The sequence below is a fragment of the Arthrobacter sp. 'calajunan' genome (assembly GCF_046940185.1).
GTDB lineage: Bacteria > Actinomycetota > Actinomycetes > Actinomycetales > Micrococcaceae > Glutamicibacter > Glutamicibacter soli.
Map to the genome: position 1 here is coordinate 48,485 of NZ_JBKZDY010000002.1, position 25,844 is coordinate 74,328.

Below are 25,844 nucleotides of genomic sequence, written 5' to 3' on the forward strand. Positions count from 1 at the left end.
CTACCGAGGCCTGGTAAGTAGCGGTGAAGCTTAAACCGAAGCCAGCGGCTTGTCGTTGCGGGTTGCAGCGAACTCGTTGGCCATATCGGTTGGAACGGTGTCCGGGATCGCGATGCCTTCGGCCAGTGCGACGCGCTCGGATACTTCGCGCAGCATGAGCGAGAGCGGAATCTCCAGTGCGGAGCAGATGGAGGAGAGCAGCTCGGAGGAAGCTTCCTTCTGTCCACGCTCGACTTCCGACAGGTAGCCCAATGAGACACGGGCGCTATGGGAAACCTCGCGGAGGGTTCGGCCCTGGCGCTGGCGGACGTCTCGCAGGACGTCACCGATTTCATGACGGAGTACTACCATTTTGTGCTCCTCCTTCACGGGCTGGACCATATGGGCTTCTCCCATATCGCGCCAACGGACAACACCATTGACTGTGACGGGTTGCTTGACCATAAATTTAGCCTTTGCTCCTAGGTCCATCTCGAAGATCTGTTCATAACGGGGGCCGTCCTTGCGGCCCTACAATTCGTACAACGGCATGTCATTCGAATTTGTTCCCGTGCTATCACCCTAATCATAAATTTGCGACGTACGCCACAAATCGATGATTCATTGCGGAAATTCCCGGGAAAAGTAGTATTCCGCTCTTTACTGTGAAGAAGCTTTACCCAATATGGCAGCCAGCTGGTTGATGGCTGCGTTGGTGCTCTGCTCGCGGATCTGCGCGCGGTCCCCCACAAAATGGTGCTCCCTGGCTCCGGACTCGATTCCGGACGCCCAGCCGATGTACACGGTGCCCACGGATTTGCCGTCATGCGGTTCGGGGCCGGCGACACCAGTGGCCGAAACGGCAAGATCCGCCCCGCAGGCTCGCTGGGCCCCCACTGCCATCTGGCGTGCTACCTCGGGATCAACGGATCCCTTTTCCGCCAGCAGCTTCTGGTCCACGCCCAGCACCGAGGCCTTGACGTCGCTGGAGTAGCTGACCACCCCGCCGCGCAGCACCGCAGAGGCGCCCGGCACCTCGGCCAAGGTGGCAGCGATCAGCCCGGCGGTCAGTGATTCGGCGGTGGCAAGCTGGAGCTTGTGCTCGCTGGCCATGGAAATCACCGCTGGTGCCTGGTGCCTCATGTGTCACTCCCCTGGATATGGATGGTGCGCACCGGAATGTCCCCGATGCGCGCCGATGCTCGTCGGTTGCCGGAATGCGCTAGTTCTGTGCGTTCTTCTTGTACGCGCTGCGCAGGGCGATGGCCTTGAAGATGTACTCGACACCAGTCACCACGGTTACCGCCACGGTCAGCAGCATCAGGGCCCAGGCCACCGCGTGCAGCCAGCCGACGGTATGGGTCAGCGGCAGCAGGTACAGCCCGATGACCACAGCCTGCAGCACGGTCTTGATCTTTCCACCCATGTTCGCGGCGATCACGCCGTAGCGGATGACCACCACGCGCAGCAGGGTGATGCCCCATTCGCGCACCAGGATGGTCACGGTGACCCACCATGGGAGCTCGGCCAGGATGGACAGGCAGACCAGCGCCGAGCCGGTGAGCAGCTTGTCCGCAATCGGGTCGGCGATCTTGCCGAAATTGGTGATCAGCCCGCGGCTGCGGGCCAGGTCGCCATCCAGCTTGTCGGTGTACATGGCCACCACGAAGATGGCCAGCGCCACCCAGCGCCAGGTGCCCTGGGTGCTGTCGTCCGCAAACAGCGCCCAGATGAAGAACGGAACCATGATGATGCGGATCGTGGTCAGCACGTTGGCGATGTTCAACGTCGGCACCGGATTCGGCGGCTCGTGCGAAGCTTGCTCACTCATTCGGGTCAGTTTCTCCCTGTCAGGTCCCAGGCGTCCTCGCCGGAGCCCTCGTCGTCGGAGCCGTCGAAGTAGTCGACGGCCTGCGGCCGGTCATCCAGGTCCTTGGCAACCAGGTCCTCGGCATATTCTGCCACCGGATCCGCGTGGTTCACATTCGCCTCGTCCACCAGCGCCTGCTCGGCGGCGGTGGCCTGCGTGCTGGACGGATCGTCGCCACGCATGGCGGCCAGCACCATCGGCAGGTCGTCCGGCTTGATGAGCACGTCGCGGGCCTTGGAGCCCTCCGACGGGCCCACTACGCCGCGCGACTCCATCAGGTCCATCAGGCGGCCGGCCTTGGCGAAGCCCACACGCAGCTTGCGCTGCAGCATCGAGGTGGAACCGAACTGGCTGGTGACCACCAATTCGGTGGCCTGCAGCAGCAGCTCCAGATCGTCTCCGATGTCCTCGTCGATCTTCTTCTTTTCCGCGACCGGCATGACGTCGTCGCGGTATTCGGGCTGCAGCTGGGCCTTGACGTGCTCCACCACGCGGTGGATCTCCGACTCGGTGACCCAGGCGCCCTGCACGCGCATCGGCTTGGAGGTGCCCATGGGCAGGAACAGGGCGTCGCCCTGGCCCAGCAGCTTCTCCGCGCCCGGCTGGTCGAGCACCACGCGGGAGTCGGTGACCGAGGAGGTCGCGAACGCCATGCGCGATGGCACGTTGGCCTTGATCAGGCCGGTGACCACGTCCACGGACGGGCGCTGGGTGGCCAGCACCAGGTGGATGCCGGCGGCGCGGGCCAGCTGGGTGATGCGGACGATCGAGTCCTCGACGTCGCGCGGGGCGACCATCATCAAGTCGGCGAGCTCGTCGACGATCACCAGCAGGTACGGGTAGGGCTTGAGCACGCGCTTGGAACCCTCGGGCGGGTGCACCTTGCCGGCCTTGACCGCCTTGTTGAAGTCGTCGATGTGCTTGAAGCCGAAGTTGGCCAGGTCGTCGTAGCGGGTGTCCATCTCGCGCACGACCCAGCCCAGCGCCTCGGCAGCCTTCTTCGGGTTGGTGATGATCGGGGTGATCAGGTGCGGCACGCCCTCGTAGGCGGTCAGCTCCACGCGCTTGGGGTCCACCATGACCATGCGGACCTGGTCAGGGGTGGCGCGCATCAGGATCGAGGTGATCATGGAGTTCACGAACGAGGACTTGCCCGCACCTGTGGCGCCTGCCACCAGAAGGTGCGGCATCTTGGCCAGGTTCGCCACGACGAACCCGCCTTCGACGTCCTTGCCCACGCCCATGACCATCGGGTGCTCGGTCTTGCGCGCATTCTGGCTGCGCAGCACGTCGCCCAGAGCCACAACTTCCTTGTCGGTATTCGGGATCTCGATGCCGATGGCGGACTTGCCCGGGATCGGGGACAGGATGCGCACGTCGGAGGAGGCCACCGCGTAGGAGATGTTCTTGGACAGCGCGGTGACCTTCTCCACCTTGGTGCCCGGGGACAACTCGATCTCGTAGCGGGTCACCGTCGGCCCTCGTGAGAACCCGGTGACCTGGGCGTCGACCTTGAACTGCTGCAGGGTGTTGGTCAGCGCGTCGACCACGACCTGGTTGGCTTCGGAGGCTTCCTTGGCCGGAGGGCCCGGCGGCAGGAAGTCTGCCGAGGGCAGGGTGTAGGTGATGTCCCCGGAAAGCTGCAGCTGCTCGGTGCGCGCAGGGATGGGCGGCTGCGGGGTGCCGGAGAGCCCGGCAGCGCGCGAGGAGACCTGGTCCATGGCGCTGGTGGCGGCTTCAGGCTCGGCCTTCAGCCCGATGCTCTCCATGATCTGGGCCATCTCGGCCTCGGCCTTTGTCGGGCGCTTCACGCCCGGAGGCGGGGTCTGCGGATCCGGCTGGGCGTCCTGGTCCGGTTCGATGTCCACCGCGCGGTGCGCGACGGTCGGGTGCTCAGAGGCCAGCTGCTCCCGCGAGAAGGCCTGGGTGGCCGCCTCGTCGGCGTCGAAGACCTCCGAGGAGCGGTTGCGGTGGACCGCTGGCAGCGAGGTGGTGGCGGCTTCGGCCGGCTCGGCCGAGTCCTCGTCGATGACCGCCTTGTCGTAGGCGACGTCGCCGCTGCGCTCGGAGTCCTCGTGGCCGTCCACGTCGTAGACCTCGGTGACCTTGCGGGCCGCGGCGCGGCGCTCGAAGAAGCCGGGCTTCTTTTTCTTCGGCGCCGGAGTTTCCTCTTCCTGCGGGTAGAGGTAGGACTGGTCGTGGTCCTCGGTCTCGGCGTTCAGCTCGCCGCCGCGGGCGCCGGCGTGCGAGGAAGCGCGGGCCGGGCGTTCGGCATCGGGGTCCTGGCCCAGCAGCCGGTTGTAGCCGGCGCGGATGCGCGTCGGGATCTGGGTGATCGGGGTGGCCGTGACGATCAGCAGCGACATGAACACCAGGAAGATGAAGACGGCCATGGCTCCGGGGACCGAAATCAGCAGACCCAGCGGGGTGCCCAGGATGGAACCGGCCATGCCGCCGGCATTCCAGAGCACGTCGAAGTCCTCGGACACCGCCGGCGAGCCATTGGCCAGCGAAGCGATGGAGGACCCGGACAGCGTCATGATCAGCAGGCCGATGCCGATACGGTTGTTCTCGGTCACCGCCTCCGGGTAGCGGAACAGGCGGAAGGCGCCCACGAAGAGGATGATCGGCAGCAGCACGGCCATGAAGCCGAGCGTTCCGCCGACCACCGCGTGCACTCCGGTTCCGAACCAGCCCGCGTCGCGTAGCCCCCACCATTCGATGATCGCCACGACGATGGCGATCAGGGCGAGGAAGAGTCCCGTGCCGTCGCGCCGCAGCTCGTACTCGGGCTTGACGGTGCCGCCGATGCGTCGGAAGGCGCCGCCGAAGATCCGGGCGATGCCCATCCACACGCTGCGGATCATGCGCAGCGGCAGGGGCAGTTCCTGTTCCGGATTTTCGGTGGGTTTCTTGGAGGACGAGGTGCCGGACGCCTTGGGTTTACGCGTCGTTGGCTTCTTCGCCCCCTGAGACTGGGTACGTGGGGCCATGATTCTAGGGTATCGCCCTCCGCTGGGAACGCACCGAATTTACACGTGAACCCGGTGCTCCCCCGGCGCTAGAGAATAATCACGCCCCGTCGGGCAGGCTCAGCCGTTGCTACCTAACCACGCGCTGGCAATGTCCTGCGCGGACTTCTGGTCCACGGTGCTCTGGACATTCAGGTTGATCAGTTCCTCGGCGGAGAGCTTGGCGCTGATCGGGTTGATCACTGCCGCGAGCTCTTCGGACTTGTCGGCTTCGACCACCGGGACCACGTTGGAGGCGAGGAACAGCGCCTTCGGGTCGTCCAGGACCACCAGCTTGTCCGTCTTGATCCGCGGGTCGGCGGTGAACACGTTGGCCACGTTCACCGTTCCGGCGTTCAGGTCTTCCACGGTGGTGTCTCCCGTGGCCGAGAATGCCACGTCGACTCCGTACGTCTTGCTCAGGCCCTTCGGGCCGTAAGGCCGCTCGGCCAGCTCCGGCGGACCTCCGAGAGTGAGCTTCTGCGACACCTTGGCCAGATCCTCGATCGACGAGACGCTGTTGTCCTTGGCGAACTTCTCGGTGACCGTGTACGAATCCTGGTCCGAGGCCTGGGCCTGGTCCAGCACCGCCAGAGAGTCGGGCAGCGCCTTGCCGAGCTCGTCATACACGTCTTCCGACGCGCGGGCTGAGGTTTTCGGCTCGAAATACTGCAACAGGTTGCCGGTGTATTCGGGCATGATGTCGATGCTGCCGTTCTCCAGCTGCGGCATGTACGCATCGCGCTGCCCGATGTTGAACTTCCGTTCCACGGTGAAGCCTGCCTTCTCCAGCGCCTGGGCGTAGATCTCCGCGATGATCTCATTCGAGTAGTACGCCTGCGAGCCCACGACCACGCTCTTGTCCGATTCCCCGGAGGCTCCGGCGCTTGGCTCGTTGGCCAGCGGATCGCTGGAACCGCATCCGGCCAGCGCCAGCATTCCGGCCAGCGCCAGGACCGAGGCCGCCCGGGCCTTGTGCATTGGGAACTTCATGTTCGCGTCCTTTCAACGGGGCGATCTATCTGTAACTCAAGGGTGTTTCCGTCACCCGCGCCGTGCCCGCCGGGTGCGTCGCGGTCCCCGGCACGGGTGCTGCGCAGCCCGCGGGGAACCGACATCTTCTGGGCCAGGGCCATCAGCAGCTCCAGGATGAGCGCGAGCGCCGCGACCAAGAGCGCGCCGCCGAGCACCATGTCGTAGCGCCTGAGGTTCAGGCCGGTAATGATCGGCAGGCCCAGTCCCCCGAGGTTGACGTAGGCGGCGATGGTGACGGTGGCTGCCACCTGCAAGATGGCCGAACGCAGGCCGCCCACCAGCAGCGGCAGGCCCAAGGGAATCTCGACCTTGGCCAGGATCTCGCGTTCGGTCATGCCCATGGCGCGGGCGGCGTCGATGGTTTTGCGGTCGATGGATTCAAGCCCGGTATAGGCGCCGGCCAGGATGGACGGGATGGCGAGCAGCACGAAGGTGATGACCGCGGCTTCCGGCTTGTGCAGCACCCCGGCCAGCAGCACCAGCAGGATCAGCAGTCCGAAGGAGGGAACGGCCCGGGCCAGCCCGGAGACCGCCACCGCGATTTCGCGGCCGCGTCCGGTATGGCCGATGGCCCAGCCGGCGGGGATGGCGATGACCGCGGCGATCGCGACGGCGAGCGCCGTGTACATCAGGTGCTGTCCGAGCAGGAGCAGCAGCGAGTTCGGCCCGCTCCACTGGGCGGGGTCGGTGAGCCAGGTGAAGGCTTCGCGCAGCAGGTTCATCGGGTGCCCACCGCCTGCGGGGCGCGGTTCCGTGCGCGGCGTGCGCGCCGTGCGCGCCGCGGCTGCGCGGCGGTCCATGGCATAAGCCAGCGCCCGGCCAGCACCAGCAGCAAGTCGATGAGCAGCGCGATCAGCGCCACCGCGAGGACGCCGGCGAGCACCTCGGGGATGATGCGCCGCTGCAGGCCGTTGGTGAACAAGTAACCCAGGTTGGTCACGCCGACCAGGATGCCCACGGTGGCCAGCGAGATGGTGCTGACCGAGGTGACGCGCAGCCCGGCGAGGATCACCGGGCCGGCCAGCGGAAGCTCCACCGCGGCGAAGCGCCGGCCGGGGCCGTAGCCCATGGCCGTGGCGGCCGAGCGGGTCTGCGGATCAACCGAGTCCAAGCCGTCCACCACGCAGCGGACCATGATGGCCAGCGCGTAGATGGTCAGCGCCACGATGAGGTTCGCTTCGCTGATGGCGCTCATTCCGGTGACGACCGGCAGGATCATGAGCAGCGCCAGCGAGGGGATGGTGTAGAGCAGGCCGGTGCCGGTCACTACCAGTCCGCGTAGCGCCTTGTAGCGCCAGGCGGCCCAGCCCAGGGGCAGCGAGACCAGGAAGCCGGCGGCGATCGCCCACAGGCTTTGGCGCAGGTGCTCCATGGCCAGCGTCCCGATCAGGTCGAGGTTCTCCAGGATCCAGTTCATGCCCGGTCCAGGTCGTTCTCGTCGATCAGGCGTCCCTGGGTCCTGCCCTGGGGGTCCACCAGCACCGTGCCGGTAGGCGTCTGCTTCAGGCGCAGGGCGCGCTGCCCGCGTTCGGCCCCGATGAACGAGGCGACAAAATCGTTGGCCGGCGATTCGATGATCTGGCTGGGGGTTCCCACCTGCAGCTTCCGGGCCTGCTCGGAGAGGATGACCACCTGGTCCCCCAGCAGGAACGCCTCGTCGATGTCGTGGGTGACGAAGATGATCGTTTTGCCCAGCTCCCGCTGCAGCCGCAGCAGCTCCTGCTGCAGTTCGGTGCGCACGATCGGGTCCACCGCGCCGAAGGGCTCGTCCATGAGCAGGATGTTCGGTTCCGGGGCCAACGCCCGGGCGACGCCGACGCGCTGCTGCTGGCCGCCGGAGAGCTGGTGCGGATACCTGTCGGCCAAGCCGGAATCCAGTCCCACCGTCGCCATCAGTTCAAGTGCCCGGTTGCGGGCCTTGCCGCGGGAAGTTCCCTTGAGCCTGGGTACCGTGGCGATGTTCTCCGCGACGGTGAAGTGCGGGAGCAACCCGGCGTTCTGCATGACATAGCCGATGCTGCGGCGCAGCTGGACCGGGGACCCGGAGCCGATGTCCTGCCCATCGATCCTGATGCTCCCGGCGGAGGGTTCGACCATGCGGTTGACCATGCGCAGCAGCGTCGTCTTGCCGCACCCGGAGGATCCGACGAACACCGTGGTGCGGTGCGCTGGCACTTCGAGGGAGAAATCGCTGACCGCCGTGGTGCCGCCCGGGTAGCTCTTGCTGACTGCGTCGAATTCGATCATGGGCGGACACCGTCCACATCCTGGATCTGCAGCGCACGGTGCGACGCTGGCCTCAGGGGATTCGTCAGGGCGTTCATTTGCCCCATTCTGCCTAATCCGAGGCTTCCTGCACAGTCCCGCTCGCAAATCTTCAGCATTAGTTCAGTTTGTCATCCCAGATCAGGAACGTATAAGTAATCGCAAAAGAATGACCCCGCGAAATTCTCTGCGAGATTTCACGGGGTCATCGACAGCTCTTTAGAAGGACTGCCACTGATCGAGGTAGTCCGGGGCGTTCACGCTGCCGAAACCAATTCCGAGGACCAGCAGAATGATCGAAATGATCCATGCGGTCTTCTTGTGCTCTTCGTACCCGGCCAGACGGTAGCCGTACTTGTCGCGCATGCCGCCGGCAAGGATCAAGATGATGTCCACGATGAGCCAGATGCCGAAACCGCCGAGGGTGATCAGCTTGAGGATTCCGGTGCCGATCTTCCCGAGGTAGAAGCGATCGATGCCCAGACCTCCGAGGAACCACGAGAGCAGCCACGTTGCAATGAAGCTCTTGTGGCCTTCACCGTTGTTGTGCTGCTCGTAAGGGTTGGACGGATACGAGCTGGTGGAGTTGGCGTAGTAATTCGGCGGGTTTGGCGGAACTGACATGAGGAATCCTCGCGATGCGGTTGATGGTGGTGAGGCGCTGGCCTCAATGAGGATGGGAGACCAATGTTTAAGCACAACTGATCTAGAGATTCCTCGGGATCCACACTAGTGAATAGCGGCATCTCCTACCAACTACACATGGATTCACAACGGGTTGGCCTCTCAGGCCGCTGATTCGGCATTGCGTCCGGACAACCTTGGCGTGATCATCCAAACGCTTGACACGGACAGTGCGAGGTACCCTGCCGCACTCCAGATCCAGAAGCCTGCAGGTGCGCCCGGCAAGAGAAGCAGCAATCCGGCGCCGGAAACAAGCAGGGTCGCCACGGCGGCCCCGGTGGCCGCTGCACCCCGCGGGGTTGCCGCACTGCCCGGATTCCGGCGACGAGCCTGGAGCGCCATTCCAGCGAGGGCGCCCAACCCGGGAATCAGCCCGGCGCCGGCGCCGAGCATGGCTCCGTTGGCCAGTGCGCCGAAAGCTATGGCGAACGAATCCGTCAGTCGTCCCGAGGTTGTCAACGTTTCGACCAGTAGACCCCAGTGGTTCAGTATTCCCAGCAAAGCGCCGAGCACTGCGCCGACAAGCACCGTTCCAGCCACTAAGCGAAGTGAAATCCGTTGAACTTCCGGTGCGGGAGCGTGTGACACGTGGGCAGAACCTTTCGTTGGGCAAATAATTTGCTGGTACGGGCTGTCATGTCGCGGGCCCTTGGCTGGCATCCGCGCGGTTCAACACCAGCAGGGTTCCGAAAGCCAAGATGAAGCACCACGCCAGCAGGCCGAAGGTGGTGGCGTAGACGAATCCTAGATTTGGTTCCTCGCTGAGAACGGTTGAGAAGATCAGCACTGCGGGAATCAGCCCGCCGGTCATTGAGCCCATGCCACCGGCGGCTGCTTGCTGAAGTGCCGTCGCTTTCGGGCGTCGGGCTTCGAGGATTCCCAAGGCCGCATAGGTCGCAGACCACGAGAGTATTCCCAGCGCCAAGCCGCTGAGCATCGCGGCCGGAAGCACCACCAATGCCAGATCCAGGAGGTAGCCGCCATCAAGCATCTCCTCCGCTGCTGTCCCGATGAATTGGGGTCCCCACCAAGCGGCGACGGAAATCGTTCCGGACAGCACCCCGAGGCCCGCGGCTGTCCAGAACAGCCGTTTGCCCATGGTGCCGAGGTCGCGTGCTCGTTGACGGATCATAGGCCAATCCTAGCCCGGGGGCTTCGCGGTCGACGCCGAGGAATCCGGAGATGACGCCTTGTTCCGCAAACCTGCTCAGATTCGACTCGACGAGGCCTGCGGACGGCGCAAAGCCTGCATCTTCCCCTGGCTGGCGGGACGATGCAGGCTTCTGAGCAACCGGTCCGCTACGGCATCGCGGATAAGACTACTTGGTCACGGTCTTGGTTGTGGTGGACGCGGCCCATGTTGCTGTCGGGATCGTCAGCCTGTAGCTCTTCTTCTTCGGCTGCTTCACGGTAATCTTCGCCGTGCCCTTCTTGAGGTCAACGGTCTTCAAGGTCTTCCAGGTGTTGCCCGACTTCACCTGGAACTTGGCCTTCTTGCCGTTGTACTGGGCGTAGCGGTACTTCTCCGGCGAATAAACCTGTGCCGTGGCCGTCAAGGTGACCTTGCTACCCGAGCGGGTCGCTTTCAGCGTGCTCTTGGTCTTGCCCCGCACATAGAACGTCTTGCTGCTGTAGTCGGTGTAATCGCTGTAGTCGGAGAAGTATTCGCCGAAGTACGAATCCCAGTAGTCGTACTCGGCGAAGATGTCAGCCGGTCCAACCTTGTAGGCACCCAAGCCGTAAAGGCTCGGGCAGACAGAGGCCCTGTCCGATACGCGACGTCCCTCCATCCACAAGGCATCAACCACACCGCCGTTTCGCGTGACGTCGATAATCCCATAGGAATCGACGTAGTCGCCTTTGATCTTGGTGCTGGCAGACACCGGAATATTGCGGCAGCTCGAGTCCCCGACGGTGATCGACGACACCGAATAGCCGGTGATGTCGATCGAGCGTTCGCTGGCCTGCGCCGGAGCCGCGGCCACGGTGAGGGCCCCGACCAGGCCCATCGTTGCCAGCGCGCCCATGGCGCGTGATAGTGCAGTTTTCCTCATGAGGTCCCCCAGAATGCGTGTGAGTGCGATGCCGTTGCGACATCGAGCTCAACAAAGCATCTGGGAGGCATCGGACATTTTTACTGGTTTTCGCCGGAATATTTCGCCCTGGCTCGACATCACGAATAAATCGTTGGGGTGCGGCCCTTGCCGCGCGACGGACCGGGCGACCCGCGGATCGCACAACGCAGGGTTAAACAGCGGAACCCCGCCCGGGGGCAGGGTTCCGCGGTTCGGTGTTCCAGAAGCCTAGGCTTCGAGCACCACAGGTACGATCATCGGGCGGCGGCGCAGCTTGCGCGAAACCCACGAGCCGATCACGCGGCGCGTGATCTGCTGCAGCTGGTGCGTGGTGTGGTTCGGGTTGTTCGCAACCGCCTCCACGATCGCGGCGGCGATCTTCGGCTTGATCTCGTTGAAGACCGAGTCCTCTTCGGCCACGCCGCGGGCGTGGATGTCCGGGCCGGAGATGATGGTGCCGTTCTGGCGGTTGATCACGGTGATGACCGAGATGAAGCCCTCCTCGCCCAGGGTGACGCGGTCCTTCAGGTCGTCGTCGGTGATGGTGCCGACCTTGGAGCCGTCAACGTAGACGTATCCGCATTCGACCTGGCCGACGAGCTTGGCCACGCCGTCCTTGAGGTCGATGACCGAGCCGTCCTCGGCCAGCAGCACGTTCTCCTCCGGCACACCCGACTGCGCGGCCAGGCGGCCGTTGGCGATCAGGTGGCGGGTTTCGCCGTGCACCGGCAGCACGTTCTTCGGGCGCAGGATGTTGTAGCAGTACAGCAGCTCGCCGGCCGAGGCGTGCCCGGAGACGTGGACCTTGGCCATGCCCTTGTGGATGACCTCGGCGCCCAAGCGCATCAGGCCGTTGATCACGCGGAAGACCGAGTTCTCGTTGCCCGGGATCAGGCTGGAAGCCAGGATCACGGTGTCGCCCGGGTTGATCTGCACCTTGTGCTCGCCGTTGGCCATGCGCGAGAGCGCGGCCATCGGCTCACCCTGCGAGCCGGTGGACATCAGCACGACCTTGTGGTCCGGCAGCTGGTCGATCTGCTTCAGGTCGACCAGTACGCCCGGCGGGATGTCCAGGTAGCCCAGGCGTTCGGCGATGCCCATGTTGCGCACCATCGAGCGGCCGATGAAGGCCACCTTGCGTCCGTGCATGGCCGCGGCGTCCAGCACCTGCTGCACGCGGTGCACGTGCGAGGAGAAGGAAGCGACAATGATGCGGCGGCGGGCGCGGGCGAACTTGGCTTCGAGCACCGGGCCGATTTCGCGTTCGGCGACGGTGAAGCCCGGCACCTCCGCGTTGGTGGAGTCCGGCAGGAACAGGTCCACGCCTTCCTCCCCGAGGCGGGCGAAGTGGCGCAGATCGGTGATGCGGCCGTCCAGCGGCAGCTGATCCATCTTGAAGTCGCCGGTGTGCAGCACGGTGCCGGCCTCGGTGCGCAGGAAGACCGCCAGGGCGTCCGGGATGGAGTGGTTGACCGCGACGAATTCGCATTCGAAGTTGCCGACCTGGGCGATCTCGCCCTCCACCACGATGTTGCTGTTGGCCTTGATGCGGTGCTCGGCCAGCTTGGCTTCGACGAAGGCCAGGGTCAGCTTGGACCCGTACAGCGGGATGTCTTCGCGAAGGCGCAGCAGGTACGGCACCGCACCGATGTGGTCCTCATGGCCGTGGGTGAGCACGAGGCCCACCACGTCGTCCAGGCGGTCCTTGATGTATGAGAAGTCCGGCAGGATCAGATCCACGCCAGGCTGGTGCTCCTCGGGGAAGAGCACGCCGCAGTCCACGATCAACAGCTTGCCGTCGAGCTCGAACACTGTCATGTTTCGGCCGACTTCGCCCAAGCCTCCGAGGGGGACGATGCGCATGGTCCCCTTCTTCACCTTGGCCGGGGTCTGCATGCGCGCAGAATCGGCCTTTCCTACTGAACTCTCAGTCATATGCGGTTATACCCTTTCGTTACAGATCCCATCCGCCTTCACGTAGGTCCGCGCGGATGGCATCGAGTTCTGCGTCCGACGGTGCCAGCAGCGGCAGTCGGACGACGGTGTTCGGCAGGACACCCTGCCAGTGAAGTCCATATTTTGCGGCGACCGCGCCCTGGATGTGGCTCATGATGCCGCGCTGGATCGGGTCCAGCTCGAAGTGTGTAGCGCGTGCAGTGGCCAGATCCCCGGCATGCATTGCATTAACCAGCGTACGGTATTTGGCGGCCGCGACGTGAGCGGAGACCGAAACCACGCCGACGGCGCCCGCGGCCATGAGCGGCAGGGTCAGCCCGTCGTCGCCCGAGTACACATGCAGGTTGGTCTTGGCCAGCACGGTGGTGGTGGACTGGTAATCGGCCTTGGCGTCCTTCAACGCGATCACCTGCGGGATCTTCGCCAGTTCGATGATCGTCTGCGGGGCCAGCGAGATGCCGGCCCGGCCGGGGATGTCGTAGAGCATGATGGGCAGTTCCACGGCTTCGGCGATCGCCTTCACGTGGGCGATGACACCTGCCTGGCTCGGCTTGTTGTAGTACGGGGTGGTGACCAGGATGCCGTCAACGCCGGTTTCCTTGGCGGCCAGCGACAGTGCGATGGAGTGGCGGGTGTCGTTCGTGGTGGATCCGGCGAGCACCGCGGCGCGGTCTCCGACGGCCGCGACTACTGCGCGGAACAGGCCCACGTTTTCCTCGTCGGTCAGGGTCGAGGTCTCGCCGGTGGTGCCGGTGACGACCAGGCCGTCGCAGCCATCGTCCACGAGCTTGGCGGCCAGCTTGGCGGCCATTTCATAATCGACCTCACCAGCGTCGGTGAAGGGCGTGACCATCGCGGTCAGCACCGTGCCAAAGGGGAACGCCAGATTATCAATTGCACTTGTAGCCATGGGATTAAATCTACACTCGCGCATGTTGCGATGGCATCTTCCGACAATTCCGTGATGCGATAACTCCATGGACCAATCGAGCAAACCGTCACGGCTGCTGGGGGTGGATGCGGCACGTCTTGCCGCCATCCTCGGCATGTTCGCGGCCCACATTTTCAGCCTGTATGAAAGGGGGCCCGAAGGGGCCTACTCCCCTACGTTTACCGGGGCTGTAGCCGCGGGGCGGGCTTCGGTTTTGTTCATGGTTTTGGCCGGAGTTTCGCTGACGCTGCTGACGCGTTCGCTAGCGCGCAGGGGCTTTTCCAACCCCAAGGTTTACTCAGTCCTTGCCCTGAGAGCATCAATTATTGCCGTGCTCGGAATGCTGATTGGACCGTCAAATGAAGGCATTGCGGTCATTTTGGTTCACTATGGCCTACTTTTCCTGTTGCTTCCTCTGGCCCTGAGGCTCTCAAGAACAACAATTTGGGTAGTCTCAGCCCTATGGCTGCTGATCATGCCTATACTGTGGCGGCCCTTGGCGCACGCCTGGGAGGGCCAGACGCTCGGGCACAACCCGACCTTTCTCGACCTGCTCACCCCAGGGCTGCTGCTCAAGGACATCTTGGTCACCGGCTACTACCCGCTGATGGTCTGGGTCGGATTCGGGCTGCTGGGCATCGCGCTGGGGCGCACGTGCCTGGCTTCGCCGGCGACCGCCGCAAAGCTCGCCGCAGGCGGGGCGGCGGCGGCCCTTACGACGCTCGCGCTCGGCTGGGCGGCTACAAGCCGGTTTACCGAGCAGATCGCAGTCGCCGTACGGATCCCCCTGGACGACGTGGGCGCACTGGTGGCCGCCGGCCGTCTACCGCGAGTCAGACTGGATCCGTTGTTGGCGGACCCCTCCTACATCTGGCTGCCCACCGCGCACAGCACCTCACTGGTCTTCACCCTCCATGCGGCCGCCTGCGCCGTCACGGCGATCGGCCTGATGCAGCTGGTCGTTCCGTTGCTGGGCCTGGTGGGCTGGTTCCTTGCCGGGGCGGGACGGGCCCCGTTGACGCTGTACGCGGGGCATATTCTGGTCCTGCCCCTGATGCAGGACTACCTGCCGCCGATGGCGATCTGGTGGATCCTGTGCGCGGCTACCGCGGCGCTGGGGCTCTGGCTCGGATTCACCAAGTCCACCGGCCCTCTGGAATACGTGGTGCGGGTCCTGAGCGGCGCCGACTCCGAGCCACCCGGCAGGGGCGCTTCGGCCCCGCCGTCCCGCTGAGCCGGTGGCGCCGGCTCCCGACGAACACCCAAAAGATCCCCGCCTTCCTTGGTCGAGGAAGACGGGGACCTGTGCTGTCGTAGGCAATGCGCCGCAGGATTAGACCGCTCCGGTCTTCTGCTCCTGGCGCCAGAAGCCGATGGACGTGCGCATCGAGTTGCGCGCCCGGCGCTTGTCGCCGCAGGCCTCGTAGGCCAGGGCCAGACGGTACCAGGACTTCCAGGACTCCGGGTTTTCCTCCACATCGCGTTGGTGGTTGGGGAAGTCGGCATCCGCGGCTTCACGCACGAACCGTCCCGACGGCATGCGCGGCAGGTCCTCGGGCAGTTCGCCCAGCGTGGCCAGGGTCTTGCCCATGGCTTCGGTGCGCAGTCCGAACAGGACTTCGCGGATCAGGATCCAGACGCCGAACGCGGGAACCACCAGAATGGCGACACCCATGATCTTTGCCGTCAGCGAATCGGTACCCATGAAGCGGAACGCCTGGGTGAATGCCATGCCGATATACAGGGCGAAGAGAATGAGGATTCCGCCGACCCAAAGTTTTGTTTTCACTGGCCCAGCTCCAGGTAACCGTCCAGCCCGTAGGTCAGTCCCGGGCGCGAGGCCACGGTGCGCAAGCCCAGCAGCACGCCTGGCATGAACGAGGCGCGGTCGTAGGAATCATGGCGCAAGGTGAGCTGCTCGCCCGGACCGCCGAGCAGGACTTCCTGGTGGGCGACCAGGCCGCGCAGGCGCACCGAATGCACGTGGATGCCATCCACCTCGGCTCCGCGAGCGCCGTCCAGCTGGGTTTCGGTGGCATCCGGGCTCGGAGCGACGCCTGCGGCCTCGCGGGACTTGGCAATCAGCTCGGCGGTGCGCACGGCGGTGCCGCTGGGTGCGTCGACCTTGTTCGGGTGGTGCAATTCAATGATTTCCACCGATTCGAAGTACTTGGCGGCGGTGGCCGCGAACGCGCTGGCCAGCACGGATCCCAAGGCGAAGTTCGGGGCGATCAGCACGCCGTTCTCGGGGTGCTCGGCCAGGAGCGCTTCGAGCGCAGCGCGGCGCTCGTCGCTCCACCCGGTGGTGCCGACCACCGCATGCAGCCCGTGTTCGATGGCGAAACGCACGTTCTGCTCGGTGGAGGCGGGGACAGACAGATCAACGATGTGGGTGGCTCCGGCATCGATGATCTGCTGGAGGTCGTCCCCTCGCCCCAGGCTCGCTACCAGTTCCATATCTGCTGCGTCGGTGACGGCCTTGACCGCTTCCGAGCCCATACGTCCGGCCGCGCCGAGCACGGCCACCTTGATCTGTGCACTCATGCCTTTAACCCTATCGCCAACAAAGGCGTGCGATGGATTTGCGTGACGCGCAGCTCAACTGGATGCACCGCAGGACGCTGCCGCTGTGTTTCTGCGGACACTGCGGGCCCGTGCGGTGGGGTTGCTTGGTTTTCCCGCGCAGGCTAGGCCAAGATGAGTGCAGGCACATCACGATCGACAGGCATGGACTCAGTGGGGCAAACAATCAAGCGAATCGGATTCAGCGCGCTTTCGGTGCTGGTATTGGCATGTGGAACTACCGCCTGCGGGGCTGCCAGCGAACCTGACGCCCTGGCCGATGACCAGCAGCAGGCCATCGTCGACCTGGTCCAGGATCACGGCACTGACTTCACCGCGCCGTCGTGCCAGGTCGAGGTCTTCCGCATCGGGGATCCCGCCACCTTCGGCTGGGCAACCTGCACAGAGACGCAGGGCCCGGGCCCCGCGCCCGCCACCCAAGCAGCCTCTTTCCCGTTCAAGATCACCGGGGACACGGTTCAGAAACCCGAAGACGGCGACCGGTACCTCAAAGACGTGCACGAGATGTTTCCCGAGGACCTGTGGTCCGCGCTCGAACAGCGCCACCGCGGAGCCTGAGTGCCGCACAACCCAGCCCCGTCATTTCTGACACCACGAAAGGCCACCGTGAGGCACGAATACTTCGGAGTACTGCCCGAGTCCCTGAAAACCCGGCTGTCGGTGCGCATGGCGGGACAGGGACCCGATGTGGTACTGATCCACGGGCTCGGCGCGTCCAGCCGGTATTTCACCCCGCTGGCCAACCTGCTCGCCGCCGACCACCGCGTGATCGTTCCTGAACTGCCGGGGCATGGAAAGAACATGGACGACGGCAGACCGGTCACGGTGGCCAGGTTTGCCCACGAGGTAGCCCTGGCGCTGCGCCAGCTCAAGGCCGAGAACGTGGTGCTGGTAGGGCATTCAATGGGAGCCCAGGTGGCCATCGAAATCGCGCGCTCCTGGCCCGGTCTGGTCAAGCACCTGGTTGTCGCCGCACCGGCAGTTAACGACCGGGAGGACACCCTGTTCCGGCAGACCCGGCGCCTGCTGGAGGACTTCCCGAACGAGTTGAATTCGGTCAAGGCAATCCTTGCGGTGGACTACCTGCGCTGCGGCATCCCGTGGTGGGCCAAGAGCTGCCGGGAGATGCTGGATTATCCGACCATCGACCTGCTGGGCACGGTCCGCTGCCCGGTGGATGTCGTGTGCGGCACCAGAGACCCGCTCTCCCCGCCGGAATTCGGGCTGCGGCTCACCGCCAAGGCCCCGGGGTCCCAGCTGACGATCCTGCGCCAGGCCGCGCATGGGTTCAATTTCTCCCATGCGCCGGAGCTGGCAGGAATCATCCGGCGGGCCGGAGCAGCCGGCCATGCAGCTGGGGTCCCCGCGGTTCCGGCCGAAGCTGCCTGACCGCAGGGCCACATCCTCCTACAGGCCCAGCGCCGCCTCGTTTTCGAACGGCCCCACAACGGTGATGACCCGTTCCCGGGCGGCCAGTTCCTGTGCCAGCGCCTGGACCTGCTCGGCAGTCACGGCATGCACGCGGGACAGGGCTTCATCAATGTCCTGGAATTCTCCGGTGATCATTTCCGCGCGCCCCAGTCGGGACATGCGGCTTCCCGGATCTTCCAGCGCCAGCACGGTGCCACCGGCCAGCTGGCCCTTGGCCTGGGACAGTTCCTCGGCAGAGATGCCCTGCTGGGCCAGCCGGTCAAGTTCAGCGCCGAGCAGCCCGATGACCTCGGCGGCCTTGCCGGGAGCGCAGCCGGCGTACATGCCGAAGTAACCGGCGTCGGTGTACGCCGCGGAGAAGGAATAGGTGGAGTAGGCCAGGCCGCGCTTTTCGCGGATCTCTTGGAACAGCCGCGAACTCATGCCGCCTCCGAGCACGGCGTTGAGCACCGCCAGCACCTGGCGGCGGTCGTCGTGCCCGGTGATGCTGGTGCACCCGATGATGATGTTTGCCTGTTCCACCGGGCGGTTGATGACTTCGAGTCCGGGGATGCTGGTGATTTTTGCCGGCTCCGGGTTGCGGCGCGGCTCGGGCACGGCCAGCGGGTCCAGTTCCCATCCGGCGTCGCTCAGCGCGGTCATCAGCATGGAGCACAGTTCCTCGTGGTCCAGCGAGCCTGCCGCGGTGACGATCAGTTCGCTCGGACGGTAGTGGGCGCGGTAGTGCTCCATCACCGCCTCGCGGGAAATCGCCATGATCTCTTCAGGGCTGCCGCCGATGGGGCGGCCCAGCGGGTGGTTGCCCATGACGCGGGCGACAAAGTGCTCGTGCGCGACATCCGTGGCGTCATCGGCGTCCATGGCCAGTTCCTCGATAATGACACCGCGTTCCTGCTCCAGCTCATGCGGGTCGATGACGGCCGAGGTGACCATGTCCGCAATGACTTCCATGGCCATCGGCAGGTCGGTGTCCAGGACCCGCGCGTAGTAGCAGGTCGATTCCTTGGCGGTGGCCGCATTGGATTCGCCGCCGACGGCGTCGAAGGACTGGGCGATTTCCAGCGCGCTGCGTTTGGTGGTGCCCTTGAACAGCAGGTGTTCCAGGAAGTGGGTCGAGCCGTAGTGCCCGGCTTCCTCGTCACGCGAACCAACCGGAACCCAGAACCCCACGGTGGTCGAGCGCTGCCCCGGCATGGCTTCGGTCAAGACGCGGACGCCGCCGGGCAGGATGCTGCGGCGAACTTCCGAACCGCCCTCGCCGCGGTGAACCAGCGTGAGGTCCGCGGGGTCGAGAGGCGAAAACTGCTGATCCTCCACCGAATGCAACGGCAACGGAATCATGACCACTGGGTACGTCCTTAGATCGCTCGAAGTCAGCCAGCACCATGCTGGCAATCGTTCATTAATTCTCGCACAGCGGGCGAAAAGTGTTGGCAACTGTCACCGGCCGGCTGGCGGCAGGAAAGTGTGTTCGGTCAAAAACACCGATGGTGCCAGTCGGTTCCGACTGGCACCATCGGTGCATCAATTCAACTTGATTAGTAAGCCCGGCGCTTTCTCGCCAGGACCGCAATGGTTCCCAGCAGGATCAGCACGCCTGCAAGTCCCATCAGTGCCGCTGCAGCGATACCGGTCTGAGCCAAATCTTCGTCCTGTGGCTTGTCCCCGCTGGCGGATGGTGGCATAGGTGAGCGCACCAGCCGGCAGGCCATCACCCAGGTGGCACAGAACCTCTTCGCCGCCGGCGCCGCGCAACGCGTGGTAGTTGCCGGGATGCCGAAGCTGCGCGCCGCCATGCATCTGGATACCGTGTTCACCTTCGCCGACCGCGATGTGGTGCCCTACTTCCCGGACATCGTTGACGGCATCCACACCTTCTCGCTGCGCCCTGCCGACAACGGATCGGTGGCGGTCTTCGAGGAGAAAAATCCGTTTGTGGACGTGGTGGCCGATTCGCTGGGCCTGAAGAAGCTGCGCGCCATCAAGCCGGGCGGCGGATGGTATGCCGGCGAGCGCCAGCAGTGGGACTCGGGCAACAACCTGGTAGCGGTGGAGCCCGGCGTGGTGTTCGCCTACGACCGCAACACGCATGTGAATGCGCTGCTGCGCAAGGAAGGCGTGGAAGTCATCACGATTGTCGGAGCAGAACTTGGACGCGGCCGCGGCGGCGGGCACTGCATGACCAATCCGCTCTCGCGCGAGGCCGTGGACTTCTAGCCGGTCCGGAAAACACGCGGATGCCCGGAGCCGCGGCCACGATGCTGGCTGCGGCTCCGGGCATCAACTTTGCGTCCCTGTCTCCTGGTGTTTACGCGGTGTTGCGGCCCCCGCTGAGGTCCAGCACCTGCCCGGTCATGTAGCTGGCTTCGGGCGAGAGCAGCCACAGGGCCAGCGCCGAGAATTCCTGCGGCTCCCCCACGCGTTTCATCGGAACCCGCGCGAGCAGCGCCGCATTGCGTTCGGGGCTGAGGTCTTCGAGCAGCCGGGTATTGAACATCGAAGGAGCGATGCAGTTGATGGTGATCCCGAAGCGAGCGGTTTCCTTGGCCACTGCCTTGGCCAGGGTGATCATCCCTGCCTTGGACACCGCGTAGGCGCTCATGTTCTCGTTGCCTTCGCGCCCGGCAATGGAGGAGAGCATCACGATGCGCCCGTAGTTTGCCTGCTTCATCAGCGGGAGAACCACCTGCAAACCGTAGAAGCAGCCGTCCAGGTTGATTTCAAGGGTCTTCTTCCACCCGGCCGCCGGCACATCCTGCACCGCATATTCCGGGCCCTGGATGCCGTGGCAGAACAGTGCCCCGTCCAGCCGGCCGTAGGCCTCGCGAATGCTGTGTGCGGCGGCTTGCCAAGCCTGCGGATCCGCGACGTCCAAATCCAGGGACAGCGCCGCCTGCGGGGTCCGTGGCTTGACGAGGTCGGTGGCCACCACGGTGGCTCCCTCCTTTGCCAGCCGTCGCACCGCGTCGGCGCCCAGTCCTCCGGCCGCCCCGGTGACCAGCACCACCCGCCCGGAAAAGCGCCCCTCCCAGGGAACGAACTGCCCGGGGACGCCAGCGGATGCCTGATCCGTCATTTGCCAGCCTCCACCAATGCCGCTGCGGCCTGCTCCCGGGCCGCATGGGCGCCGGCAATGTGGGCGCCGGCCGCGTAGCCGCGGGTGACGGCCGAGCCCAGGGTCGCGCCCCCGCCCGGGTAGTTGTTGCGGAACACCCCTGCCGAGGCATTGCCCGCCGCATACAGCCCGGTGATCGGTTCGCCGTGGCGATCCAGCACCTGGGAATGCTCGTTGGTAGACAGCCCGCCCGAGGTTCCCAGCACGCCGGGATGGATCGGCACCGCGTAGAACGGCCCCCGCTGCAACGGGGCGAGGCACGGGTTGGGCGCATTCGCGGCATCCCCCAGATGCCGGTCCTGCTCGGTGGCGCCACGGCCGAACTCGGGGTCCGCACCCGCCCGGGCGCCGATGTTGAAGCGTTCGACGCTCTCCTGCAGTGCCGCCGCGTCGATGCCCACTTCCCCGGCCAGCTCCCGCAGCGTCGGCGCGCTGTGCATCCAGTCGGGCCGTACCCCGGGCGTGGAACCGGCCACCGGGTACTTTGCGAAATAGTCAGCGTCGAAGACAAGCCAGGCTGGGCTGTTCTGCAGGGCCGAGCTGACCGGGTCGATGTTGCCGAAGACCCGGCACAGATCGTGGTAGTTCAGTGCCTCGTTCACGAACCGCCGGCCGGAGGCGTTGACGGTGATGGATCCCGGAAGGGTCATCTCGACATTCGCCATGCGTCCGGAGGGTTTGCCGTCGTACTCGGCGTCCGGAGCGGCGATCACCGGCACACCCCAGATCGCGGTCATGTCCTTGACCGCGGCGCCGGCGGCCAACGCCAGCTCCAGGCCGCTGCCCTCGTTGGACGGCGCGCTGATCGGGGTCACATCGAATGACAGGTAGGTCTCGCGCAGCCTCGGGTTCCATTCGAATCCGCCCGAGGCGATGACCACGCTGACGGCGCTGACCTGCCGCTTGCCGGCTACTTCGAGGATCCAGCCGTCCTGTTCCCGCCGCAGGCCGGTGACTTCTGCATCCAGCGCCAGCTGCACGCCGCGGTCCAGCGCGCTCGCCGCGAGCGAGCCGACCAGCGCGCCGCCCATGGTGCGCACCCCCGACGCCTTGCGCCGGGCCAGCAGTTCCGGATCCGGGGCGCGGCCGTTGAGCTCGTCGCGTTCGATCATGCTCAGCAGCGGGAAATAGGTGGGTTGGCGCAGCGCATCGGCCAGACCCGGATAGTCCTCGGTGGTGAACGGCACGTTGTCCAGGCTGCGCCCGCCGGACGCCGCGCCCTGCCATTCCATGTGGTAGTCCGGGCGCCCCAGCGGCACCAGCCGTACCCGGGTATGAGTGTCCAGGAATTCCACCGCCTGCGCGCTGGTGTCCACGAACCAGTCGATCTCCTCCGAGCTCATCACCTGGCCGGCCGCGGCCTTCAGGTAGGCGGCGCCGGCCGCGGCGCTGTCCCGGTAGCCGGCCTGCTTGGCCAGGTGGTTGTTCGGCGCCCAGATGACGCCGCCACCGGCCGAGCTGGTGCCGCCGAGCTTGCCGGCCTTCTCCAGCACCAGCACGCTGGCTCCTGACGCGGCGGCCCGGACCGCCGCGGTCAGTCCCGCGGCTCCGGAACCGAGAACCACCAGGTCGTAGCCTGAATCCAGCTCCTGAATGGCGGTCAGCGGGTTGCGAGTCGATTCGGGGGTCGTACTCATCTGGCGGTGCTCCTTTCCAGGCGGGCAGTGCCGGCCTGCGGTGGGATGCCTGCTCCAGTGACAGGCAGGTCGATGACGATCTTGCCGACGGCTTGGCTGGAGTCGAGCATGGTTTCAAAGGCCTGGCCCAGCGAGTCGAAGGCGAAGCGGTGGGTAACCAGCCGCGTTGCCTGCTGCTGATGGCGGGCGAGCACGTCGAGCGCGTCGGGGATCAGGTTCAGGCTGTTGCGGCTGCCGCGGATGTCCAGCTCCTTGAAGGGAATATCGCGCAGGGACAGCGAGGCGTGGCGGGTGGAGATGCCCACCTGCACCAGGCGTGCGGTCGGCGCGGCCAGGCGGACAGCGGTTTCGAAGGACGCGGGGACGCCGGTGGCCTCGATGACCAGGGTCGGTCCCGCGGCGGCTCCCCAGGCCTCCCGCGGGATCCCGCCACCGGGTGCGAAGGCTGCCACAGCGCCGAAGTCGCGGGCCAAATCCATGCGTGCCCGGGACAGGTCCGAGGCGATGACCCGGACCCCGCGTTCGGCCAGGAACAGCGTGGCCAGCAGGCCGATGGGGCCGCAACCGAGCACCAGCGCGGTTTCTCCGGGTACCGGGGTGCCCCGGTTGACCGCTTGCATGGCGATGGATCCGGGCTCCCCCAGCGCGCCCAGATGCAGCGGCAGCCCCTGGGGCAGCGGATGCAGCTTGTCCACCGGGACGCTGACGACTTCTGCCAGCGCCCCGTCCTCGTAGCAGCCCAGGCAGGAGATCGATTCGCAGACGTTGTACCGCCCGTCCAGGCACGGCGGGCAGTGGGAGCAGTAGACCATGGGGCTCACCGCCACTTCCAGCCCGGGGACCAGCGGCAACCCGCTGCGCGGGTCAACGGCGCCGGGATCGATCTGCTCGATGATTCCGGCGAATTCGTGGCCCTGGATGACCGGCAACTCGGCCGGGTAGTCGTCGTCCCAGATGTGCGCGTCGGTGCCGCACAGGGCCACGTGCCGGACCCGGACCAGAGCGCGGCCGGGTGCCGGGGCCGGAGCGGGGACTTCGCGGTATTCAATGCATCGCTTGGCCGTCGTGGTGGCGGTGAGCATGGTGCTGTCCTTCCGTGGCGGCGGCTCGGGGCCGCCGCCGGGGTTCCTAGAGTTTGTCCTTGCCGAAGAAGACGTCCCAGCGGCGGATCTCGCGCTGCTCGATCAGGCCTTCGCGGGCGAACGGGTCCTGGTCCATCAGCGCCAGCGCCGCCTGCTCGGATTCGGCGCCGATGACCAGCAGCGCGCCGGCGCCGGAGTCCACCGGTCCGCTCACGCGCAGCTCGCCGTTCTCGAAGCGCTGCTGCAGGAATTCGACGTGGGTCGGGCGGACACGGTCCCGTGCGTCGCTGGTGGCCGGCGAGTAGGTGTAGGTGATGGCGTAGAAGTTCATGCTCGATGCTCCTTGTTCGATGGTCGGGTTAGCTGCGGGCGGCGGAACGCGAAGTCGGCTCGCTGGAAGGGTTTTCGGCAGAGGGGTCCGTGGCCAGGTCGCGGCCCACCAGGTAGCCGAAGGTCAGTGCCGGGCCGAGGTTGATGCCGCCGGCCGGGTAGTGGCCGCCCATGACGCTGGCCTGGTCGTTGCCGACGGCGAACAGCCCCGGCAGGGCCTCGCCCTGCTCGTCAAGCACCCGGGCCTTGGCGTCCACATCCAGCCCGGCGAAAGTGCCGAAGCTGCCCGGAACCACCTTGACCGCGTAGAACGGGCCCTTCTGGATCGGGCCGAGGGTCGGGTTGGGGGTGTTCTTGGCATCGCCGCCGTAGCGGTTGAACGGGGTTTCGCCGCGGCCGAACTGAGGGTCGATGCCCTTGGCGGCGTTGGCGTTGAAGTCCTCGACGGTCTTTTCAAGCTGCACCGGGTCGATGCCGCATTTGGCGGCGAGCTCCGCCAGGGTGTCGCCCTTGACCAGGTAGCCGCTGCGCAGGTACGGGGTCAGCGGCACCGGCAGCGGCTTGGCCATGCCCAGCGGGAAGCGGCGCACGTAGCGCGAATCGGCGATCTGCCAGGAGACCACCGGCTGGCCCTCCGGGGTGGCTTCCAGCATGCCGGTGACGTAGTCGTAGTAGCCGTTGGCCTCGTTGACGAAGCGCTTGCCGTTGGGCAGCACGCCGATGCTGCCGGGCTTGGCGCGGTCCATGATGTGCGGGAAGGTCCCGGTGCTGCCGTTGGGGTAGCGGATCAGCGAGACCGGGCACCAGGCCGCCGGGGAGGCGACGTCGGTGTTGAAGCGGGCGCCCACCGCCTGGGCCAGGCGCAGGCCGGCACCGTCGGCTTCCGGCGGGGTCAGCGTCCAGTGTTCCTTGCCCGTCGGGGTCTTGGGGAACAGTTCCCGGCGCAGCTGGGCGTTCTGCGGAAAGCCTCCGGTGGCCAGCACCACGCCGCGCGCAGCGGTGATGGTGTAGCCCGTGGCGCCGCTGCTGACCCTGACCCCGGTGATGCGACCGGTGGAATCGGTGAGCAGTTCGTCCGCGGACGTTGACACGCGGATGTCGACTCCTAGATCGTCGGCGGACTTCATCAGGCGCCCGGTCAGCGCGGTGCCGTTGACCAGCTGCATATTGCGGCGGTAGACGGCCATGGACAGCATATGGGTGCTCACGCGCTTGGCGGCGTGGATGAGACCCGGGATGCTGCCGGTTGAGGCTGAGAGGAACTTGGAAAGGTCCGGGCCTGCCATGATGCCCATACCCAGGAAGCTGGTGGCGTAGAGCTGGTGGCGCATCTTGGCGCGCAGTTCGCGCGGGATCTTGCGGGCGTCGTAGGGCGCCGGGCCTACCGAGCGGTGGCCGGTGCCGGCGCCCGGGGTGTTGCCGTAGATGTCCTTGATCTGCGCGCCGGGGGTGAACTGCAAGCTGGTGTGGTTGTGGAAGAAGTCCACCATCTGCGGGGCTCCTTCGAGGAAGGCGTCCACGCGGTCGGCGTTGTAGTACTCCCCCAGCCGGTGCTGCAGGTAGGTGCGGAATTCCTCCCGGTCCTCGTCCACGCCATCGGCTTTGGCCAGCGGGTTGCCCGGGGCCCAGGCCCAGCCGCCGGAGTAGGAGGTCGCCCCTCCGCAGACCTTGGCCTTTTCCACCACGATGACCTTCAGTCCGTGGTAGGCGGCGGCCACTGCCGCCGATAGCCCGCCGGCGCCGGAGCCGACGACCACGACATCGGCGGCGGTGTCGGCGGTTGCGCTTCGTAGGGTTGCGGTGCTCATGGAAATCATCCGTTTCTTGGGTGTTCGTGCTTGGTGGTTCGTGTTTGGCGGT

The 25,844-nt window shown here is 65.8% G+C and carries 27 protein-coding genes; 4 read left to right on the top strand and 23 right to left on the bottom strand.

Annotation, left to right across the window (positions count from 1 at the left end; translation table 11 throughout):
• Nucleotides 1–30 precede the first annotated feature (30 nt).
• The 14 genes from RF641_RS02725 to dapA form a co-directional block, all read right to left on the bottom strand.
• A complete protein-coding gene (locus RF641_RS02725; protein ID WP_047121151.1) occupies nucleotides 31–444 on the bottom strand; it encodes a helix-turn-helix domain-containing protein in 414 nt (137 codons plus the stop codon).
• 195 nt (nucleotides 445–639) lie between these two features.
• Nucleotides 640–1,122 carry a CinA family protein gene (locus RF641_RS02730; protein WP_047121150.1) on the bottom strand — a complete coding sequence of 161 codons (483 nt, stop codon included), beginning with the start codon at nucleotides 1,120–1,122 and terminating at the stop codon, nucleotides 640–642.
• Nucleotides 1,123–1,201: 79 nt separating this feature from the next.
• A complete protein-coding gene (gene pgsA / locus RF641_RS02735) occupies nucleotides 1,202–1,810 on the bottom strand; it encodes a CDP-diacylglycerol--glycerol-3-phosphate 3-phosphatidyltransferase (protein ID WP_053797708.1) in 609 nt (202 codons plus the stop codon).
• A gap of 5 nt (nucleotides 1,811–1,815) precedes the next feature.
• A complete protein-coding gene (locus tag RF641_RS02740) occupies nucleotides 1,816–4,842 on the bottom strand; it encodes a DNA translocase FtsK 4TM domain-containing protein (RefSeq protein WP_424572440.1) in 3,027 nt (1,008 codons plus the stop codon).
• A 99-nt stretch (nucleotides 4,843–4,941) separates the two neighbouring features.
• The gene (locus tag RF641_RS02745; protein WP_424572441.1) at nucleotides 4,942–5,853 is read right to left on the bottom strand and encodes an ABC transporter substrate-binding protein; all 912 of its coding nucleotides are present in this window, start codon (nucleotides 5,851–5,853) and stop codon (nucleotides 4,942–4,944) included.
• Entirely contained in the window at nucleotides 5,850–6,617 is a 768-nt protein-coding gene (locus RF641_RS02750; protein ID WP_424572652.1) for an ABC transporter permease, read from the bottom strand. Before RF641_RS02750 ends, RF641_RS02745 begins: the two co-directional genes overlap by 4 nt.
• Nucleotides 6,614–7,312, bottom strand: a complete 699-nt coding sequence (locus RF641_RS02755) for an ABC transporter permease (RefSeq protein WP_424572442.1) — start codon at nucleotides 7,310–7,312, stop codon at nucleotides 6,614–6,616. The genes RF641_RS02750 and RF641_RS02755 overlap by 4 nt, the downstream gene beginning before the upstream one ends.
• A complete protein-coding gene (locus tag RF641_RS02760; protein WP_424572443.1) occupies nucleotides 7,309–8,142 on the bottom strand; it encodes an ABC transporter ATP-binding protein in 834 nt (277 codons plus the stop codon). The genes RF641_RS02755 and RF641_RS02760 overlap by 4 nt, the downstream gene beginning before the upstream one ends.
• A 237-nt stretch (nucleotides 8,143–8,379) precedes the next feature.
• On the bottom strand, nucleotides 8,380–8,784 hold the full coding sequence (locus tag RF641_RS02765; RefSeq protein WP_082124108.1) for a TM2 domain-containing protein: 405 nt from the start codon (nucleotides 8,782–8,784) through the stop codon (nucleotides 8,380–8,382).
• A 162-nt stretch (nucleotides 8,785–8,946) separates the two neighbouring features.
• Complete coding sequence (locus tag RF641_RS02770) at nucleotides 8,947–9,384, bottom strand: hypothetical protein (RefSeq protein ID WP_424572444.1); 438 nt, start codon at nucleotides 9,382–9,384, stop codon at nucleotides 8,947–8,949.
• A gap of 94 nt (nucleotides 9,385–9,478) precedes the next feature.
• Nucleotides 9,479–9,976, bottom strand: coding sequence for a hypothetical protein (locus tag RF641_RS02775; protein ID WP_424572445.1), 498 nt, complete (start codon nucleotides 9,974–9,976; stop codon nucleotides 9,479–9,481).
• Nucleotides 9,977–10,163: 187 nt separating this feature from the next.
• Complete coding sequence (locus tag RF641_RS02780) at nucleotides 10,164–10,898, bottom strand: hypothetical protein (protein WP_424572446.1); 735 nt, start codon at nucleotides 10,896–10,898, stop codon at nucleotides 10,164–10,166.
• A gap of 249 nt (nucleotides 10,899–11,147) precedes the next feature.
• Nucleotides 11,148–12,815 (bottom strand): ribonuclease J, encoded by a 1,668-nt coding sequence (locus RF641_RS02785; protein WP_424572653.1) that lies wholly within the window; start codon nucleotides 12,813–12,815, stop codon nucleotides 11,148–11,150.
• A 58-nt stretch (nucleotides 12,816–12,873) separates the two neighbouring features.
• Nucleotides 12,874–13,785 carry a 4-hydroxy-tetrahydrodipicolinate synthase gene (dapA, locus tag RF641_RS02790; protein ID WP_424572447.1) on the bottom strand — a complete coding sequence of 304 codons (912 nt, stop codon included), beginning with the start codon at nucleotides 13,783–13,785 and terminating at the stop codon, nucleotides 12,874–12,876.
• A gap of 67 nt (nucleotides 13,786–13,852) precedes the next feature.
• Between dapA and RF641_RS02795 the strand changes: the two genes are divergently transcribed.
• Nucleotides 13,853–15,040 (top strand): heparan-alpha-glucosaminide N-acetyltransferase domain-containing protein, encoded by a 1,188-nt coding sequence (locus tag RF641_RS02795; RefSeq protein WP_424572448.1) that lies wholly within the window; start codon nucleotides 13,853–13,855, stop codon nucleotides 15,038–15,040.
• Between the two features lie 99 nt (nucleotides 15,041–15,139).
• Here the strand turns inward: RF641_RS02795 and RF641_RS02800 are convergent, their stop codons facing one another.
• Both RF641_RS02800 and dapB read right to left on the bottom strand, forming a co-directional pair.
• On the bottom strand, nucleotides 15,140–15,595 hold the full coding sequence (locus RF641_RS02800) for a tetratricopeptide repeat protein (RefSeq protein WP_047121139.1): 456 nt from the start codon (nucleotides 15,593–15,595) through the stop codon (nucleotides 15,140–15,142).
• On the bottom strand, nucleotides 15,592–16,350 hold the full coding sequence (gene dapB / locus RF641_RS02805; RefSeq protein WP_047121138.1) for a 4-hydroxy-tetrahydrodipicolinate reductase: 759 nt from the start codon (nucleotides 16,348–16,350) through the stop codon (nucleotides 15,592–15,594). The genes RF641_RS02800 and dapB overlap by 4 nt, the downstream gene beginning before the upstream one ends.
• Nucleotides 16,351–16,593: 243 nt before the next feature.
• On the opposite strand from dapB, the gene RF641_RS02810 reads away from it, so the two are divergent.
• Together RF641_RS02810 and RF641_RS02815 are read left to right on the top strand one after the other, a co-directional pair.
• Nucleotides 16,594–16,947: a hypothetical protein gene (locus RF641_RS02810; RefSeq protein ID WP_152666954.1), complete on the top strand. Its 354-nt coding sequence runs from the start codon at nucleotides 16,594–16,596 to the stop codon at nucleotides 16,945–16,947.
• 48 nt (nucleotides 16,948–16,995) lie between these two features.
• Nucleotides 16,996–17,778, top strand: coding sequence for an alpha/beta fold hydrolase (locus RF641_RS02815; protein ID WP_052772612.1), 783 nt, complete (start codon nucleotides 16,996–16,998; stop codon nucleotides 17,776–17,778).
• A gap of 18 nt (nucleotides 17,779–17,796) precedes the next feature.
• On the opposite strand, the gene RF641_RS02820 is transcribed toward RF641_RS02815, so the two are convergent.
• Both RF641_RS02820 and RF641_RS02825 read right to left on the bottom strand, forming a co-directional pair.
• Nucleotides 17,797–19,167, bottom strand: a complete 1,371-nt coding sequence (locus RF641_RS02820) for a M16 family metallopeptidase (RefSeq protein WP_047121136.1) — start codon at nucleotides 19,165–19,167, stop codon at nucleotides 17,797–17,799.
• A 191-nt stretch (nucleotides 19,168–19,358) separates the two neighbouring features.
• Nucleotides 19,359–19,505 (bottom strand): LPXTG cell wall anchor domain-containing protein, encoded by a 147-nt coding sequence (locus tag RF641_RS02825; RefSeq protein WP_424572449.1) that lies wholly within the window; start codon nucleotides 19,503–19,505, stop codon nucleotides 19,359–19,361.
• A 34-nt stretch (nucleotides 19,506–19,539) separates the two neighbouring features.
• On the opposite strand from RF641_RS02825, the gene RF641_RS02830 reads away from it, so the two are divergent.
• Entirely contained in the window at nucleotides 19,540–20,037 is a 498-nt protein-coding gene (locus RF641_RS02830) for an arginine deiminase family protein (protein ID WP_424572450.1), read from the top strand.
• Between the two features lie 91 nt (nucleotides 20,038–20,128).
• Here RF641_RS02830 and RF641_RS02835 read toward each other — a convergent pair whose 3' ends face one another.
• The 5 genes from RF641_RS02835 to RF641_RS02855 are packed head-to-tail and all read right to left on the bottom strand — an operon-like array spanning nucleotide 20,129 to nucleotide 25,792.
• Nucleotides 20,129–20,896, bottom strand: coding sequence for an SDR family NAD(P)-dependent oxidoreductase (locus tag RF641_RS02835; protein WP_113606601.1), 768 nt, complete (start codon nucleotides 20,894–20,896; stop codon nucleotides 20,129–20,131).
• Nucleotides 20,893–22,572: an FAD-dependent oxidoreductase gene (locus tag RF641_RS02840; RefSeq protein ID WP_424572451.1), complete on the bottom strand. Its 1,680-nt coding sequence runs from the start codon at nucleotides 22,570–22,572 to the stop codon at nucleotides 20,893–20,895. Before RF641_RS02840 ends, RF641_RS02835 begins: the two co-directional genes overlap by 4 nt.
• The gene (locus RF641_RS02845) at nucleotides 22,569–23,654 is read right to left on the bottom strand and encodes an alcohol dehydrogenase catalytic domain-containing protein (protein ID WP_424572452.1); all 1,086 of its coding nucleotides are present in this window, start codon (nucleotides 23,652–23,654) and stop codon (nucleotides 22,569–22,571) included. Before RF641_RS02845 ends, RF641_RS02840 begins: the two co-directional genes overlap by 4 nt.
• Nucleotides 23,655–23,700: 46 nt before the next feature.
• Nucleotides 23,701–23,985 carry a YciI family protein gene (locus RF641_RS02850; protein ID WP_161449656.1) on the bottom strand — a complete coding sequence of 95 codons (285 nt, stop codon included), beginning with the start codon at nucleotides 23,983–23,985 and terminating at the stop codon, nucleotides 23,701–23,703.
• Nucleotides 23,986–24,013: 28 nt separating this feature from the next.
• Entirely contained in the window at nucleotides 24,014–25,792 is a 1,779-nt protein-coding gene (locus RF641_RS02855; RefSeq protein ID WP_424572453.1) for an FAD-dependent oxidoreductase, read from the bottom strand.
• Between the last annotated feature and the right edge of the window lie 52 nt (nucleotides 25,793–25,844).

Excerpts from the sequence above, each read along its gene's own strand:
- RF641_RS02725 (WP_047121151.1), bottom strand. The coding sequence starts at position 444 with ATGGTCAAGCAACCCGTCACAGTCAATGGTGTTGTCCGTTGGCGCGAT.
- RF641_RS02730 (WP_047121150.1), bottom strand. The coding sequence starts at position 1,122 with ATGAGGCACCAGGCACCAGCGGTGATTTCCATGGCCAGCGAGCACAAG.
- pgsA (WP_053797708.1), bottom strand. The coding sequence starts at position 1,810 with ATGAGTGAGCAAGCTTCGCACGAGCCGCCGAATCCGGTGCCGACGTTG.
- RF641_RS02740 (WP_424572440.1), bottom strand. The coding sequence starts at position 4,842 with ATGGCCCCACGTACCCAGTCTCAGGGGGCGAAGAAGCCAACGACGCGT.
- RF641_RS02745 (WP_424572441.1), bottom strand. The coding sequence starts at position 5,853 with ATGAAGTTCCCAATGCACAAGGCCCGGGCGGCCTCGGTCCTGGCGCTG.
- RF641_RS02750 (WP_424572652.1), bottom strand. The coding sequence starts at position 6,617 with ATGAACCTGCTGCGCGAAGCCTTCACCTGGCTCACCGACCCCGCCCAG.
- RF641_RS02755 (WP_424572442.1), bottom strand. The coding sequence starts at position 7,312 with ATGAACTGGATCCTGGAGAACCTCGACCTGATCGGGACGCTGGCCATG.
- RF641_RS02760 (WP_424572443.1), bottom strand. The coding sequence starts at position 8,142 with ATGATCGAATTCGACGCAGTCAGCAAGAGCTACCCGGGCGGCACCACG.
- RF641_RS02765 (WP_082124108.1), bottom strand. The coding sequence starts at position 8,784 with ATGTCAGTTCCGCCAAACCCGCCGAATTACTACGCCAACTCCACCAGC.
- RF641_RS02775 (WP_424572445.1), bottom strand. The coding sequence starts at position 9,976 with ATGATCCGTCAACGAGCACGCGACCTCGGCACCATGGGCAAACGGCTG.
- RF641_RS02780 (WP_424572446.1), bottom strand. The coding sequence starts at position 10,898 with ATGAGGAAAACTGCACTATCACGCGCCATGGGCGCGCTGGCAACGATG.
- RF641_RS02785 (WP_424572653.1), bottom strand. The coding sequence starts at position 12,815 with ATGCAGACCCCGGCCAAGGTGAAGAAGGGGACCATGCGCATCGTCCCC.
- dapA (WP_424572447.1), bottom strand. The coding sequence starts at position 13,785 with ATGGCTACAAGTGCAATTGATAATCTGGCGTTCCCCTTTGGCACGGTG.
- RF641_RS02795 (WP_424572448.1), top strand. The coding sequence starts at position 13,853 with ATGGACCAATCGAGCAAACCGTCACGGCTGCTGGGGGTGGATGCGGCA.
- dapB (WP_047121138.1), bottom strand. The coding sequence starts at position 16,350 with ATGAGTGCACAGATCAAGGTGGCCGTGCTCGGCGCGGCCGGACGTATG.
- RF641_RS02825 (WP_424572449.1), bottom strand. The coding sequence starts at position 19,505 with ATGCCACCATCCGCCAGCGGGGACAAGCCACAGGACGAAGATTTGGCT.
- RF641_RS02835 (WP_113606601.1), bottom strand. The coding sequence starts at position 20,896 with ATGACGGATCAGGCATCCGCTGGCGTCCCCGGGCAGTTCGTTCCCTGG.
- RF641_RS02840 (WP_424572451.1), bottom strand. The coding sequence starts at position 22,572 with ATGAGTACGACCCCCGAATCGACTCGCAACCCGCTGACCGCCATTCAG.
- RF641_RS02845 (WP_424572452.1), bottom strand. The coding sequence starts at position 23,654 with ATGCTCACCGCCACCACGACGGCCAAGCGATGCATTGAATACCGCGAA.
- RF641_RS02850 (WP_161449656.1), bottom strand. The coding sequence starts at position 23,985 with ATGAACTTCTACGCCATCACCTACACCTACTCGCCGGCCACCAGCGAC.
- RF641_RS02855 (WP_424572453.1), bottom strand. The coding sequence starts at position 25,792 with ATGAGCACCGCAACCCTACGAAGCGCAACCGCCGACACCGCCGCCGAT.